The 14,727-nt window shown below is 74.4% G+C and carries 14 protein-coding genes; 10 read left to right on the top strand and 4 right to left on the bottom strand.

The annotated features are described in order from the left end of the window. The first annotated feature begins 1 nt into the window (after nucleotide 1). Genes FJQ57_RS02945 through FJQ57_RS02955 form a run of 3 tightly spaced genes read left to right on the top strand, consistent with a single transcriptional unit; the run spans nucleotide 2 to nucleotide 2,971 of the window. Nucleotides 2–1,255 carry a geranylgeranyl reductase family protein gene (locus FJQ57_RS02945; RefSeq protein WP_139977729.1) on the top strand — a complete coding sequence of 418 codons (1,254 nt, stop codon included), beginning with the start codon at nucleotides 2–4 and terminating at the stop codon, nucleotides 1,253–1,255. Nucleotides 1,256–1,274: 19 nt separating this feature from the next. Next, a complete protein-coding gene (locus FJQ57_RS02950; protein WP_139977730.1) occupies nucleotides 1,275–2,087 on the top strand; it encodes a lysophospholipid acyltransferase family protein in 813 nt (270 codons plus the stop codon). Then, on the top strand, nucleotides 2,087–2,971 hold the full coding sequence (locus FJQ57_RS02955) for an NUDIX domain-containing protein (protein WP_139977731.1): 885 nt from the start codon (nucleotides 2,087–2,089) through the stop codon (nucleotides 2,969–2,971). Before FJQ57_RS02950 ends, FJQ57_RS02955 begins: the two co-directional genes overlap by 1 nt. Nucleotides 2,972–2,999: 28 nt before the next feature. Here the strand turns inward: FJQ57_RS02955 and glpK are convergent, their stop codons facing one another. Further along, the gene (glpK, locus tag FJQ57_RS02960) at nucleotides 3,000–4,517 is read right to left on the bottom strand and encodes a glycerol kinase GlpK (RefSeq protein WP_139977732.1); all 1,518 of its coding nucleotides are present in this window, start codon (nucleotides 4,515–4,517) and stop codon (nucleotides 3,000–3,002) included. A gap of 49 nt (nucleotides 4,518–4,566) precedes the next feature. Next, a complete protein-coding gene (locus tag FJQ57_RS02965) occupies nucleotides 4,567–5,283 on the bottom strand; it encodes an MIP/aquaporin family protein (RefSeq protein WP_139977733.1) in 717 nt (238 codons plus the stop codon). A gap of 173 nt (nucleotides 5,284–5,456) precedes the next feature. On the opposite strand from FJQ57_RS02965, the gene FJQ57_RS02970 reads away from it, so the two are divergent. From FJQ57_RS02970 to FJQ57_RS02995, 6 genes are all read left to right on the top strand, one after another. Then, nucleotides 5,457–7,175, top strand: a complete 1,719-nt coding sequence (locus FJQ57_RS02970) for a glycerol-3-phosphate dehydrogenase/oxidase (protein WP_139977734.1) — start codon at nucleotides 5,457–5,459, stop codon at nucleotides 7,173–7,175. Nucleotides 7,176–7,212: 37 nt separating this feature from the next. Further along, complete coding sequence (locus FJQ57_RS02975) at nucleotides 7,213–8,493, top strand: hydroxyacid-oxoacid transhydrogenase (RefSeq protein ID WP_139977735.1); 1,281 nt, start codon at nucleotides 7,213–7,215, stop codon at nucleotides 8,491–8,493. Between the two features lie 234 nt (nucleotides 8,494–8,727). Then, nucleotides 8,728–9,939, top strand: coding sequence for a class I SAM-dependent methyltransferase (locus FJQ57_RS02980; RefSeq protein ID WP_246081555.1), 1,212 nt, complete (start codon nucleotides 8,728–8,730; stop codon nucleotides 9,937–9,939). Continuing rightward, complete coding sequence (locus FJQ57_RS02985; RefSeq protein ID WP_139977737.1) at nucleotides 9,936–10,961, top strand: WD40 repeat domain-containing protein; 1,026 nt, start codon at nucleotides 9,936–9,938, stop codon at nucleotides 10,959–10,961. The genes FJQ57_RS02980 and FJQ57_RS02985 overlap by 4 nt, the downstream gene beginning before the upstream one ends. 35 nt (nucleotides 10,962–10,996) lie before the next feature. Continuing rightward, a complete protein-coding gene (locus FJQ57_RS02990; RefSeq protein ID WP_139977738.1) occupies nucleotides 10,997–12,016 on the top strand; it encodes a DNA topoisomerase IB in 1,020 nt (339 codons plus the stop codon). Continuing rightward, entirely contained in the window at nucleotides 12,013–12,531 is a 519-nt protein-coding gene (locus FJQ57_RS02995; RefSeq protein ID WP_139977739.1) for an O-acetyl-ADP-ribose deacetylase, read from the top strand. Before FJQ57_RS02990 ends, FJQ57_RS02995 begins: the two co-directional genes overlap by 4 nt. 83 nt (nucleotides 12,532–12,614) lie before the next feature. Here FJQ57_RS02995 and serC read toward each other — a convergent pair whose 3' ends face one another. Then, on the bottom strand, nucleotides 12,615–13,727 hold the full coding sequence (gene serC / locus FJQ57_RS03000; protein WP_139977740.1) for a phosphoserine transaminase: 1,113 nt from the start codon (nucleotides 13,725–13,727) through the stop codon (nucleotides 12,615–12,617). A gap of 20 nt (nucleotides 13,728–13,747) precedes the next feature. On the opposite strand from serC, the gene FJQ57_RS03005 reads away from it, so the two are divergent. Next, entirely contained in the window at nucleotides 13,748–14,266 is a 519-nt protein-coding gene (locus FJQ57_RS03005) for a GNAT family N-acetyltransferase (protein WP_139977741.1), read from the top strand. A gap of 58 nt (nucleotides 14,267–14,324) precedes the next feature. Here the strand turns inward: FJQ57_RS03005 and FJQ57_RS03010 are convergent, their stop codons facing one another. Beyond that, complete coding sequence (locus FJQ57_RS03010; RefSeq protein ID WP_139977742.1) at nucleotides 14,325–14,531, bottom strand: hypothetical protein; 207 nt, start codon at nucleotides 14,529–14,531, stop codon at nucleotides 14,325–14,327. Nucleotides 14,532–14,727 lie beyond the last annotated feature (196 nt).

Here is a 14,727-nt window from a genome sequence, read left to right on the forward strand (position 1 = left end):
CGTGAGCGCGCTGCCGACCGAGACCGACGTCCTCGTGGTGGGGTCCGGCCCCGCGGGGTCCGCCGCCGCGGCCTGGGCCGCGCGGGCCGGCCTCGACACCGTGCTGACCGACATGGCCGTCTTCCCGCGCGACAAGACCTGCGGCGACGGCCTGACCCCGCGCGCGGTCGGCGAGCTGGCCGACCTCGGCCTCGAGGACTGGCTGCGCGCCCACACCGTCAACCAGGGGCTGCGGGCCCACGGCTTCGGCCAGACGCTGCTGCTGCCCTGGCCCGGGGGCAACCTCCCCACGTGGGGCAGCGCCGTGGCCCGCCACGAGCTCGACGACCAGCTGCGCGAGGTCGCCCTCAAGAGCGGGGCGCTCGGCCTCGACGGCGCCAAGGCGGTCGACGTCCGGCGCGACGGGGCGCGGGTGAGCGCCGTGGTGTTCAAGCGCGGCGAGGAGACCTTCGAGATCGCCTGCCGCCGCCTCGTCGTGGCCGACGGCGTCCGCTCGCCCCTCGGCAAGGTCCTGGGGCGGGAGTGGCACCGCGAGACCGTGTACGGCGTCGCCGGCCGCTCCTACGTCGACTCCCGGCAGAGCGAGGACCCCTGGATCTCCTCCCACCTCGAGCTGCGCGGCCAGGACGGGGCGATCCTCTCCGGCTACGGCTGGATCTTCCCGCTCGGCCAGACTGGAGGACGCAACGGCGAGGTGAACCTCGGCGTCGGCACCCTCGCCACCGCCAAGCGGCCGGCCGACATCGCGGTCAAGCCGCTCATGGACTTCTACGCCGAGCAGCGCCGCGAGGAGTTCGAGCTCGAGGGGCCGATCCGGTCCAAGACCTCGGCCCTGCTGCCGATGGGCGGCGCCGTGAGCAACGTGGCCGGGCGCAACTGGGCGCTCATCGGCGATGCCGCCGGCTGTGTCAACCCGCTCAACGGCGAGGGCATCGACTACGGCCTCGAGACGGGCCGGCTGCTGGTCGAGATGATGCAGGAGCGCGACGAGCTCGACCTGGCCTGGCCCGCGCTGCTGCGCGAGCACTACGGCGAGGCCTTCTCCATCGCCCGCCGCCTGGCCGGCCTGGTGACCGTGCCCAGGCTGCTGCCCACCCTCGGCCCGGCCGGCATGCGCTCGGACTGGCTGATGACCCTGGCCCTGCGCTGGATGGGCAACCTGGTCACCGACGAGGACCGCGACCGCGCCGCCCGCGTCTGGCGCTGGGCCGGCCGCCGCTCGCTCGCGGTCGACCACCGCCCGCCGTTCTCCTGACCGGCTCCGAACATCCCGCGTGGGTGAGCTGACCTACCGCGCGACCGTCGCGGCCGGCAAGGCCGTCCTGCGCGCGCTCGACCTGCGGGTCCGCTCCGCGGGTGCCGAGCACCTGCCCGCGACGGGGCCCGCGGTGCTGGCCTGCAACCACGTCTCGTTCCCCGACTTCGTCGTCGTCGGCCAGGCGCTGCTCGGCACCGGGCGCCGGGTGCGGTTCCTGTGCCGCGCCGACATCTGGCACTCGCCCGCCGGGCCCGCCATGCGCGCCATGCGGCACGTCCCCGTCGACCGCGCGGCGCCCGCCCACGCCTACCTGGTCGCCCGCGCCCTGCTCCGCGAGGGCGAGGTGGTCTGCGTCTTCCCCGAGGCCGGCATCTCCGCGGCGTACGCCGTCCGTGCGCTCATGCCCGGAGCGGTCGCCCTGGCCCGGGAGACCGGCGCGCCGCTGGTGCCCGTCACGACCTGGGGCGGGCAGCGGCTGTGGGGACAGCGGCGCGAGGTCGGCGGTCCGTTCCCGCGGCCCACCCTCGACCGGGCCGCTCGCGGCCGCACCGTCGACGTGCGGATCGACGAGCCGTGGGCCGTGCCGCCCGACGCCGACCTGGTCGCGACCACGCGTCGGCTGGGGGCGCACCTGCAGGACCGGCTCGAGACGCTGCAGCGGCTGCCCGAGCACCGGCCGCGGCCGGGGGAGTGGGCGCCGTGGTACCCCGCGCACCTCGGCGGGCACGGGGTCGACCGCGCGGCGTCGTACGTGCTCGACGCGATGCCGCGCTCGGCCATCACCCCGACGTGGGGACCCGGGCTCCGGACCCCCACTAGGTTGGAGTGATGGTCGGCCACCGGGTGCAGCGGGTCGCGGCGTACGCCGTGGTCGTCCGCGACGACCAGGTCTTGCTGAGCCGGCTGGCCCCGCGGGTGTCGCGCCACGAGCTGTGGACGCTGCCCGGCGGCGGGCTCGACCACGGCGAGGACCCGCGCGACGCGGTGGTGCGCGAGGTGCGCGAGGAGACCGGCCTCGACGTCACCATCGGGCCGACCGCGCGCACGTTCAGCCTGCACCTGCCCGACACCTGGCGGCGCGGCCGGCGGGTCGACGCCCACTCCCTGCGCATCGTGTACGACGGCTGGGTGCCGCTCGACAGCCCCGAGCCGCGCGTGGTGGAGGTCGACGGGTCCACCGTCGACGCCGCCTGGCGCCCGATCGAGGGCGTCCGGGACGGGTCGGTGCCGGTGGTGGCGATGGTCAAGGAGGCGCTGGAGCTCTACCGGCCCCACCGGTGGCAGCGGGTCGCGGCGTACGCGCTGGTGCGCCGCCGCGAGCCCGGCGACGCGGTGCTGCTGACCCGGGTCTCGCCGCGCGGCTTCCACACCGGGTCGTGGTCGCTGCCCGGCGGTGGGGTCGACTTCGACGAGGACCCGGCCGCCGCCGTGGTGCGTGAGGTGCGCGAGGAGACCGGGGTGACCTGCACGGTCGGCCCGCTCGTGACGGTGCTCAGCGAGACCGTGCGCGGCACCGCGCCCAACGGGCGCGACGAGGAGGTGCAGACCGTGGGGCTCGTGCACGCCGCGACCGTGCCGCCCGACGCCGCGTTCACCGTCGAGGAGGGCGGCACGACCGACGCCGTGGCCTGGGTGCCGGTGGGCGACGTGTTCTCCGGCGCGGTGCCCACCACCGCCGGCGTCCGCCAGGCCCTGGACGCCGACCCGTCGTAGACCGACGACGGGCCGGCGTCAGGGAAGGTCAGTCGACGTCGTCGTCGACCCAGTCGAGGGTCTTGGTGACCGCCTTCTTCCAGTTGCGGTAGAGGCGCTCGCGCTCGGCGTCGTCCATCTGCGGGGTCCAGCGCTTGTCCTCGCCCCAGTTGGCCTGGATCTCGTCGGTCGAGCTCCAGTAGCCGACGGCCAGGCCGGCGGCGTACGCGGCGCCGAGGGCGGTGGTCTCGGCGACCTTGGGGCGGACGACGTCGACGCCGAGGATGTCGGCCTGGAACTGCATCAGCGTCTCGTTGACGACCATGCCACCGTCGACGCGCAGCTCGGCGAGCGGGACGCCGGAGTCGGCGTTCATGGCGTCGAGCACCTCGCGGGTCTGGAACGCCGTCGACTCGAGCACCGCGCGGGCCAGGTGGCCCTTGTTGACGTAGCGGGTGAGACCGACCAGGGCGCCGCGGGCGTCGGGACGCCAGTGCGGGGCGAACAGGCCGGAGAAGGCGGGCACGAAGTAGGCGCCGCCGTTGTCCTCGACGCTCTTGGCGTGCTCCTCGATCTCGGGGGCCGAGGAGATGAGGCCGAGGTTGTCGCGCACCCACTGCACGAGCGAGCCGGTGACCGCGATTGAGCCCTCGAGGGCGTAGACGGTCTCCTCCTCGCCGAGCTTGTAGCAGGTGGTGGTGAGCAGCCCGTTCTCGCTCGGCACCGGCTCGGTGCCGGTGTTGAGGAGCATGAAGTTGCCGGTGCCGTAGGTGTTCTTGGCCGTGCCCTTCTCCAGGCACGCCTGGCCGAAGGTGGCGGCCTGCTGGTCGCCGAGGATGCCGGCGATGGGGGTGCCGGCGAGCACGCCGGGCTTGCACTCGCCGTACACCTCCGAGCAGGAGCGGATCTCGGGCAGCATCGAGGTCGGGATGCCCATGGCCTCGGCGATCGAGGAGTCCCAGTCGAGCCGGCGCAGGTCCATCAGCATGGTGCGGCTGGCGTTGGTCACGTCGGTGACGTGGACGCCGTCGTTGTCGGCCCCGCCGGTGAGGTTCCACAGCAGCCAGGTGTCGGTGTTGCCGAAGAGCAGCTCGCCGGCCTCGGCCTTCTCGCGCGCGCCCTCGACGTTCTCCAGGATCCACATCACCTTGGGCCCGGAGAAGTACGTCGCCAGCGGGAGGCCGCACACGTCCTTCCAGCGCTCGAGGCCGCCCTCCTCGGCCAGCTTGTCGACGATCTTCTGGGTGCGGGTGTCCTGCCAGACGATGGCGTTGTAGATCGGCTTGCCCGTGGCCTTCTCCCACACCACCGCGGTCTCGCGCTGGTTGGTGATGCCGACGGCCTCGATGCTGCGGCTGTTGAGGTTGGCCTTGCCCAGCGCGCCGCCGATGACCTCGCGGGTGTTGTTCCAGATCTCCAGGGGGTCGTGCTCGACCCAGCCTGCACGCGGGAAGACCTGCTGGTGCTCGAGCTGGTCGACGGCGACCACCGAACCGCTGTGGTCGAAGACCATCGCGCGGGTGCTGGTGGTGCCCTGGTCGATGGCGAGGACGTAGGTGTCGGGCATCGGCTCTCCTGGTCGGACGGGGTGGGGTGCGGGCGGTGGTGGACGGGGCTCAGACGAAGCCGACGGCGTTGGCGGCCAGGCCACCGAGGACACCGCCGACGACGGGTCCGACGATCGGGACCCAGGCGTAGGACCAGCCGTTGTCGCCCTTGCCGGGGATCGGCAGGAGCGCGTGGACCAGGCGGGGGCCGAGGTCGCGGGCGGGGTTGATGGCGTAGCCGGTCGGACCGCCGAGGCTGGCGCCGATCGCCACGACGAGCAGGGCGACGGCCAGTGGCCCGACCTGGGTCGGGGTCTTGCCGAAGCTGAGGATGACGAAGACGAGCACGAAGGTGCCGATCACCTCGGTCACGACGTTCCAGCCGTGGGAGGGGATGCTCGGGGCGGTGCAGAAGACCCCGAGCTTGGTCGCGGCCTCGGCCTCGGGGTCGTCGAAGTGCTTCTTGTACGCCGCCCAGCCGAGGAACGCGCCGAGCATGGCGCCGAGCAGCTGGGCCACGAGGTAGACGGGCACGTCGGCCCACGAGAAGTCGGCGCTGCCCGAGGCCTTGAGGCCCAGCGTGACCGCCGGGTTGAGGTGTGCTCCGGAGTCGACGGCGACGTAGACGCCGGCGTAGACGCCGAGGCCCCAGCCGAAGTTGATCATCAGCGTGCCGCCGCCGAAGCCGCCCGTGCGCGGCAGCAGGACGTTGGCGACGACGCCGACGCCGAGCACGATGAGCACGGCGGTGCCCATCAGCTCCGGCAGGAAGATGTCGGTGAACACTGGTGCCTCCCCTGGCCACGACGCTGTGACCGTCTCCCGAGACGTGACCCGCACCACACGGGCCTCCGGCGAGGCATCGTTGCACAGAACCCCTCCAGCAGGGGATGGGCGCTGTCGGTGGTGGTGCCTAGGGTGGAGGGAGGACGCGACGAGGACGAGGGAAGGGGAGACCCGTGCACGCAGCAGCCAGGCTCGGACCGGAGGAGCGAGCGGCCTCGTGGCGCTCGCTGGCCGACACCCACCTCGACGTGCTGGTCGTCGGCGGCGGGGTGACCGGCGCGGGCGTGGCGCTCGACGCCGCCACCCGCGGCCTGCGCACGGTGCTGGTCGAGCAGCGCGACTGGGCCTCGGGCACGTCCTCGCGCAGCTCCAAGCTCTTCCACGGCGGCCTGCGCTACCTCGAGCAGATGAACTTCGCCCTGGTGCGCGAGGCGCTGCGCGAGCGCGAGCTGATGCTCACCCGCATCGCGCCCCACCTCGTGCGGCCGGTCTCCTTCCTCTACCCGCTGAGCCACCGCGGCTGGGAGCGGCCCTACGTCACCGCCGGCCTCACGCTGTACGACCAGATGGGCGGTGCCCGCTCGCTGCCGCGCCACCAGCAGCTGACCCGCACCGGCGCGCTCAAGCTGGCCCCCGGCCTGCGCAAGGACGCCCTCGTCGGCGCCCTGCGCTACTACGACGCCCAGGCCGACGACGCGCGGCACACGATGATGCTCGGGCGCACCGCGGCGTCCTACGGCGCGACGGTGCTGACCTCGGCCAAGGTGACCGCGCTGCGCCACGCCGGCGAGCGGGTGGTCGGCGCCGAGGTCACCGACGTCGAGACCGGCGAGACCGTCGAGGTCTCGGCCGACGTGGTCATCAACTGCACCGGCGTGTGGACCGACGCCATCCAGACGTTGGCCGGCGGGCGCGGCCGCTTCAACGTGCGCGCGTCCAAGGGCGTGCACATCGTCGTGCCGCGCGACCGCATCAACCTCGAGACCGGGTTGATCCTGCGCACCGAGAAGTCGGTGCTGTTCGTGATCCCGTGGGGCACCCACTGGATCATCGGCACCACCGACACCGACTGGGAGCTCTCCAAGTCCCACCCGGCCGCCAGCCGCGCCGACCTCGACTACATCCTCGAGCACGTCAACGCCGTGCTGGTGACGCCGCTGACCCACGACGACATCGAGGGCGTCTACGCCGGTCTCCGTCCGCTGCTGGCCGGCGAGAGCGAGGCCACGTCCAACCTCTCCCGCGAGCACGCCGTGGCCCGGCCGCAGCCGGGGCTGATCTCCATCGCCGGCGGCAAGTACACGACCTACCGCGTGATGGCCGCCGACGCCGTCGACGCCGCCCGCGAGGACCTGCACGCCGGGGTGCCCGACAGCGTCACCGACCAGGTGCCGCTGGTCGGGGCCGAGGGCTACCAGGCGCTGACCAACCAGGTCGACCGGCTGGCCCGTGACCACGGGCTGCCGTCCTGGCGCATCCGGCACCTGCTCGAGCGCTACGGCTCGCTGCTGCACGAGGTGCTCGACCAGGCCGCCGAGGACCCGACGCTGCTCGAGCCGCTCGACGGCGCCGAGGAGTACCTCCGGGTCGAGATCCTCTACGCCGCCACCCACGAGGGCGCGCTGCACATGGACGACCTGCTGGCCCGGCGCACCCGCATCTCCATCGAGACCAAGGACCGCGGCGTCGCCTGCGCCGAGGAGGCGGCCCGCCTCGTCGCGCCCGTGCTCGGCTGGGACGAGACCCGCATCCGCGACCAGGTCGAGGCCTACCGCGCCCGCGTCGTCGCCGAGCGGGAGTCGCAGGAGGAGGCCGACGACCAGGCCGCCAACGCCGAGCGGGTCGCCGCGCCCGACACCCGGGTGCGGGCCGTCGGCCGGGCCCTGGACTGACGGTCGGCACGCCGGTCCGAGGCCTAGGGTGGCGAGCGTGACCGAGACGATCTTCACCTACGCCGCACCCGCCCTGAAGTTCGGCTCCGGGGCCTCCTCGGAGATCGGGCACGACCTCGCCGCGCTCGGGGCGCGCCGGGTCCTGCTGGTCACCGACCCCGGGGTCGCCGCGACCGGCCACCCGGCCCGCATCGCCGAGGAGATGGGCGCCCGGGGCCTCGAGGTGACGTCGTACGACGAGGCGCGGGTGGAGCCGACCGACACCTCGATGCGTGCGGCGGTCGACTTCGCCCGCGACGCGGGCCCCTTCGACGCGGTCGTCGCGGTCGGCGGCGGGTCGGCGATCGACACGGCCAAGGCGGTCAACCTGCTGGTCACCAACCCCGGCGACCTCATGGACTACATCAACGCGCCCGTCGGCAAGGCGCAGGCGCCCACCCAGCCGCTGCTGCCGCTCGTGGCCGTGCCCACCACCACCGGCACGGGCAGCGAGAGCACCACGGTGTGCGTGCTCGACGTGCTCTCGCTGCACGTCAAGACCGGCATCAGCCACCCGCGGCTGCGCCCGACGATGGCCGTGGTCGACCCGGCGCTGACCGTGACCCAGCCCGCGATGGTCACCGCGGCGGCCGGCATGGACATCCTGTGCCACGCGCTGGAGAGCTGGACGGCGCGGTGGTTCGCCACGATGGACGCCAAGCAGCCCGAGCAGCGGGTGCCCTACTGCGGCGCCAACCCGGTCGCCGACGTGTGGGCCGAGAAGTCGATGACCTTGCTCGCGGGGTCGTTCCGCCGGGCCGTGCGCGACGGTGACGACCTCGAGGCGCGGGAGCAGATGTCGCTGGCCGCGACCTTCGCCGGCATGGGGTTCGGCAACGCCGGTGTCCACGTGCCGCACGCCAACGCCTACCCCATCGCAGGCCGGGTCCGCGACTACCGCCCCGAGGGCTACCCGCCCGACGAGGCCATCGTCCCGCACGGCATGGCCGTCTCGTTGACCGCGCCCGAGGCGTTCCGGTTCACCTTCGACGCCGACCCCGAGCGCCACCTGGCCGCCGCCCGCTTCCTCGACCCGGCCCGGGCCGAGACGCTGACCAGCGAGGGCGAGGCCTCCGACGTGCTGCCGGGCGTCCTGGCCGCGCTGATGCGCGACATCGGCATCCCCAACGGGCTGGGTGAGATCGGGTACGCCGAGGGCGACGTCGACGCGCTCGTCGAGGGGTCGCTGCACCAGCAGCGGCTGCTGGCCACGGCGCCCAAGCCCGTCACGCCCGACGACCTCGCCTCGGTCTTCCAGGGGTCGATGCAGCACTGGTGAGGCGTCGCCTCCGGCTCGCGTGGTCTCGAGACAGGCGCTGGCCCGCCTTCCTCGACCACCATGGGGTCGGGTCCGGACGGTGGTCGAGGAGGGACGGAGTCCCGTCTCGAGACCACGCCCCCGCCGCCCACCCCGGCCCGCCTAGGCTGGAGCGGTGAACCCTCGCCACCGCCGCCTCGTGATCCCGGTGGCGCTGGTGGCGCTCCTGGTCATCGTGGTCGTGGCGGCGGTGCTGTGAGCGACCGCTCGCTCGAGACCGCACTCGCGACCGTCCGCGAGGCGCTGCTCGACGCCGACGGGCTGGTCCGCGCGGTCGCGTCGGGCCGGCGCCGCACCGGGACGCCCACGTGGCGCCGGGTGGAGCTGCGCTACGTCGACCTCAAGGCGGGCCGGCACCTCCAGGCCACGGCGTACGACGCCACGCAGGCGCACACCGCCAACCACGCCGCCGGCCCCGCCGCGACCGAGGCGGTCGAGGCGCTGCTGGCCGAGCCGTTCGGCAACTGGCACGTCGAGACCGCGACGCACACCCACCAGGTGCGCGTGACCAAGAAGGGAGACGCGCTGGTCTCGAGCAAGCGGCGGGCCCAGGAGCTCGAGGTCGAGCGCGACCACGACCGCACCAAGCAGCACCTGCTGGCCGCCGACGACCCGCTGTGGCGGGCGCTCGGGCTGGCCGGGGCCGACGGCCGGGTCAAGCCGAGCCGGGCGGCCAAGGTGCGGCAGGTCGAGGAGTTCCTGCGGCTGCTCGACGCGGCCGTCACCGACGCGCTGGCGGCGGGCCACCTGCGCGCCCCGACCGCCGACGAGCCGCTGCGGGTGGTCGACCTGGGCTGCGGCAACGCCTACCTGACCTTCGCCGCCCAGCGCTACCTCGGCGAGGTGCGCGGCCTGCCGGTCGCCATGACCGGGGTCGACGTCAAGGAGCAGTCGCGCGAGCACAACAGCCGGGTGGCCGTCGACGTCGGGTTGCCGGCGTCGTTCACCGTCGGCACCATCGCCGAGGCCGTCGTCGACCCCGCGCCCGAGGTCGTGCTCGCCCTGCACGCCTGCGACACCGCGACCGACGAGGCCCTGGCCCGCGCGGTGGAGTGGCGCGCCCCGCTGGTCCTGGCTGCGCCCTGCTGCCACCACGACGTCGCCGCCCAGCTGCGCCGCGGGCCGACCCCGCCGGCGTACGCCGAGGTGGTGCGGCACGGCATCCTGCGCGAGCGCCTGGCCGACACCTTGACCGACGCGCTGCGCGCCTCGCTGGTGCGGCTGCAGGGCTACCGCGTCGACGTGGTGCAGTTCGTCGAGAGCCGCCACACGCCGCGCAACACCATGCTGCGCGCGGTGCGCACGGGCGTCGTGCCCGACGGCGCCCGGGCGGAGCTCGACGCGCTGGTCGGCGAGTGGGGGCTGCGACCCCGCCTGGCCGACCTGCTCGCGGACCCGCCGGCATGACGAGGACGACGAGGACGGCGAGGACGGTCGGGCGGGCGCTCGTGCTGGGGGCGGCCCTGCCGTTCGTCGTCGGCGTCGCCGCCGCGCCGGCCGTCCCGCCACGCGGCCAGGTCGAGCTGACCTTCCGCGACCCCGAGATCGTCGAGTCCAGCGGCCTCGTCGCCCGCGACGACCTAGTCCTGACCGTCAACGACTCCGGCGACACCGGTCGGGTCTTCGCCGTCGACCGGGGCACCGGCGAGACCGTCGGCGTCACCAGCTGGGCCGCCGAGCCCGACGACGTCGAGGCGCTCGCCCCGGTGGCCGGGTCGGACGGCGCGGCCGGCGAGGTGTGGGTCGGCGACATCGGTGACAACCCGCAGACCCGCGACACCGTCACCGTCCTGCGCGTCCCGGTCGGCGTCGGCTACCGCGACGTCGAGCCGGCGTCGTACGAGCTGGTCTACCCCGACGGCCCCCGCGACGCCGAGACGCTGATGACCGACCCGGCCACGGGCCGGCTGGTGGTCGTGACCAAGGGGATCTTCGGCGGGGAGGTCTACGTCTCCGCACCGCCCGACCGGCTGAGCCCCGACCGTCCCAACCCGGTGCGCCGGGTCGGCAGCGCGCTCGGCATCGCCACCGACGGGGCGTTCTGGCCCGACGGGCGCCACCTCGTCGTCCGGGGGTACGCCGACGCCGTGGTCTACACCTGGCCCGCGCTGGACGAGGTGGCCACGCTCGGGCTGCCCGACCAGCAGCAGGGCGAGGGCGTCGCGGTCGACCCCGCCGGCGCCGTCCTGCTCAGCAGCGAGGGTGCCCGCTCCGAGGTCCTGCGGCTGCGGCTGCCCCCGCGGGTCGCGGCGGCGGTCGCCCCCGAGCCCGAGCCGACGGCGACCGCGACCGCGGCGCCCGACCCCGCCACGGACCCCTCGCTCCAGCAGCCGCTGCCCGAGCGGTCGGCGTGGCCGTACGTCGTGGGGGCCGGGTTCGGGGTGGTCATGCTCACCCTGCTGGTGCGCTCCCTCCGTCCGCGCGGGTGAATCCGCCCCGGGGTGGGCGCTCCTAGCGTGACCGCGTGGTCCGCCTCCGCCGTACGTCGCCCGAGCAGCCGGGGTGGACCCGACGGCGCGCGGGCAGCGGCTTCACCTACCTCGACCAGCACGGCACCAAGCTGGCCACCGACGACGCCGCGCGGGTCAAGGCCCTGGTCATCCCGCCGGCCTGGCAGGAGGTGTGGATCACCCCGCACCCCAACGGGCACCTGCAGGCCGTCGGCACCGACGCGGCCGGGCGACGCCAGTACCTCTACCACCCCGAGTGGCGGGCCCGGCGGGATGCGGAGAAGTTCGACCGGGTGCTGGAGTTCGGCCGCGGGCTGGTCAAGGCCCGCGAGTCGGTGCTCACCGACCTCGGCCGGGAGGGCATGCCGCTCGAGCGCGCCTGCGCCGCCGCCGTGCGCCTGCTCGACCTGGGCTACTTCCGCATCGGCAACGACGTGTACGCCGACACCCACGGCTCGTTCGGGCTGACGACCCTCGAGCGGCGGCACGTCCGGCGGCGGCAGGACCGGCTGGTCTTCACCTTCGTCGGCAAGTCAGGCGTCGACCACCGCATCGAGATCGACGACGCGACCGTCATCGAGGCGGTGGACATCATGCGTCGACGCCGCTCCCGCGACGACCCGTCGCTGCTGGCCTACCAGCACGGACGCAGCTGGCGCTCGATCATCCCCGACCTGGTCAACGCCTACGTCCGCGACACCACCGGCCTGCAGGCCACGGCCAAGGACTTCCGCACCTGGCACGCCACCGTGCTCGCCGCGGCCGCGCTGGCCGAGACCGCCGAGCACGGCGAGACCCAGGCCTCGCGCAAGCGGGCCGTGTCGGGGGCGATGAAGGAGGTCTCGGCGTTCCTCGGCAACACCCCGACCCTGGCCCGCAGCTCCTACGTCGACCCGCGGGTCGTCGACGCCTACGAGGAGGGCCGCACCATCCACGGCACGACTCGCCGGTCCTACGACACCCCCGACGAGCGCCAGGCCGCGCTCGAGCGGGCCACCCTGAAGCTCATCAAGGCCCAGGAGGCGGCGTCGTGACCGCCGGCCGGACCGAGGTGAGCGTCGTCCGCGGCGACATCACGACCCAGGACGTCGACGCCGTCGTCAACGCGGCCAACCGGCGGATGCGCGGCGGGGGAGGGGTCGACGGGGCGATCCACCGCGCGGGTGGCCCGGCGGTGCTCGAGGACTGCCGCCGCCGCTTCCCCCACGGCCTCGGCACCGGCGAGGCCGGCTGGACCACCGCCGGCGACCTCCCGGCCACCTGGGTCATCCACGTCGTCGGCCCGAACTTCTCCCGCGGCGAGCGCGACCGGTCGCTGCTCGTCTCCTGCTACACCGGCGCCCTCGCAGTCGCCGACGAGCTCGGCGCCCGCACCGTGGCCTTCCCGCTCGTCTCCGCCGGCGCCTACGGCTGGCCCCACGACGACGCCGTCCGCGCCGCCGTCGACACCCTCCGCACCACGCCCACCGCCGTGATCGAGGGCCGCCTCGTCGCCTTCGGCCGCTCGGCGTACGACGACATCGCGGCCGCGCTCGCCACAGGGCGATAGTCCCTGGCAGGAATCACGGGTCAGGTCGGCCCGACCCGTGATCCTTGCCAGGGACTATCCCCTCCTGGGGTCGGAGGAGCGGGTCAGAGGCGCTCGACGACGTGGTCGATGCAGCGGGTGAGGGCCTCGACGTCGGCGGGGTCGACGGCGGGGTACATCGCGATCCGCAGCTGGTTCTGACCGAGCTTGCGGTAGGGCTCGGTGTCGACGACGCCGTGGGCGCGCAGGACCGTCGCCACCGCGGCCGCGTCGACGGACTCGTCGAAGTTGATCGTGCCGATGACCAGCGAGCGGTGGGCGGGCTCGGGCACCCAGGGGTAGGCGTACGACGACGCCTCGGCCCAGCCGTAGAGCGCGTCGGAGGACGCGGTGGTGCGCTCGACCATCGCGCGCAGGCCGCCCTGACCGTTCATCCAGTCGAGCTGCTCGCCCATGAGGAAGAGCGTGGCCACGGCCGGGGTGTTGTAGGTCTGGTTCTTGGCCGAGTTGTCGATCGCGGTCGGCAGGTCGAAGAACGCCGGCACGTGCCGGTCGCTCGCCGCGATCCGGGCGGCGCGCTCGAGCGCGGCCGGCGACATGAGGGCGATCCACAGGCCGCCGTCGGAGGCGAAGGACTTCTGGGGCGCGAAGTAGTAGACGTCGGTCTCGGCCACGTCGACCGGCAACCCGCCTGCGCCCGAGGTGGCGTCGACGAGCACGAGCGCGCCGTCGGTGCCGGCGGGCCGCACGACCGGCGCCATCACCGCGGTCGAGGTCTCGTTGTGGGCCCAGGCGTAGGTGTCGACGCCGTCCTCCGCCACGGGCTCCGGGCGGGAGCCGGGCTCGCTGCTGACGACGCTGGGCTCCTCCAGCCACGGGGCGTCCTGCGCCGCCGTGGCGAACTTCTGGGAGAACTCCCCGAACACCAGGTGCTGCGAGCGCCGCTCGACGAGCCCGTGGGTCGCGACGTCCCAGAAGGCCGTGGCGCCGCCGTTGCCGAGCACGACCTCGTACCCCTCGGGCAGGGAGAAGAGGTCGGCCAGGCCCGCGCGGACGCGGCCGACGAGGTCGCGCACGGGGGCCTGCCGGTGCGAGGTGCCCATGAGCGAGCGGCCGGTGGCGGCGAGGGCGTCGAGGTGGGACGGCTGGATCTTCGACGGCCCGGCCCCGAACCGTCCGTCGCGGGGGAGGAGGTCGGCGGGGATCTCGATCGTCACGGTCCTAGTCTGTCAGCGCCATGACCGAGCCCCGCCCCGCCGTCCACCCCGCCGTGCAGCTGCGTCTCGAGCCCGCGGCGTACGGCGACCCCGACGTGGTCGCGCTGGTCGACCGGGTGCAGGCGGAGTACGTCGAGCGCTACGGCAGCCCCGACGAGTCGCCGGTCGACCCGGCGCTGTTCGTCGCGCCGCACGGCACCTTCGTCGTGGGGTACCTCGACGACGTCCCGGTCGCGACGGGCGCGTGGCGGGCCTCGACGGTCGAGGTGTTCGGCGCCGCCCGCACCGCCGAGGTCAAGCGCATGTACGTCGTCCCGGAAGCCCGCGGCCGGGGCCTGGCGCGGGTGGTGCTGGCCCACCTCGAGGCCAGCGCGGCGGCTGCCGGGATCGAGGCCCTCGTGCTGGAGACCGGGCTGCGCCAGCCGGAGGCGATCGCGCTCTACGAGTCGTCCGGCTACGTGCCGGTGCCTGGGTTCGGGCACTACACCGGGTCGCCGCTCAGCCGCTGCTTCGGCAAGGACCTGCGCCCGGGCGCATGAGGACCGCCCGCCGGTCCCGAGATCCGGCGGGCGGTCGTGCCCGAGAGGTCTGGTGGGGTCAGGCGGGGACGCCGGCCGCGCGCGCGGCGGGGTGGTCCATCATCGCGGCGATGCGCTGCACGGTGGGGGCGTCGGCGGGGTGCAGCCCCTCCACGACCACGAGGCCGGGGACCTCGGTGGTGGCCGCCTGGTGCCCGAGCCCGGCGAGGGCGTCGGCGACCTGGGTCGCGGTGGCGGAGTCGGAGACGATCATCTGGATCTTCACGGGAGCACCTTCCGTCGGGCGCGCACCGGTGCGCGCTCCCTGGTGGTGCCCGCGGCCCCACCGCCCCAACCGACCCAGAGGGGTGGTCGGTCGGGCGGCCCGGGCCGGGATGGCCCGGCCGGACCATCCCGGACGCCGACCGGCCACGCGTCCACGCACCGCCCCACAGCACGGCGGCCCTGCGCCTAGCGTCGAC

This window comes from Nocardioides litoris, assembly GCF_006346315.1.
GTDB classification, from domain to species: Bacteria; Actinomycetota; Actinomycetes; order Propionibacteriales; family Nocardioidaceae; genus Nocardioides; species Nocardioides litoris.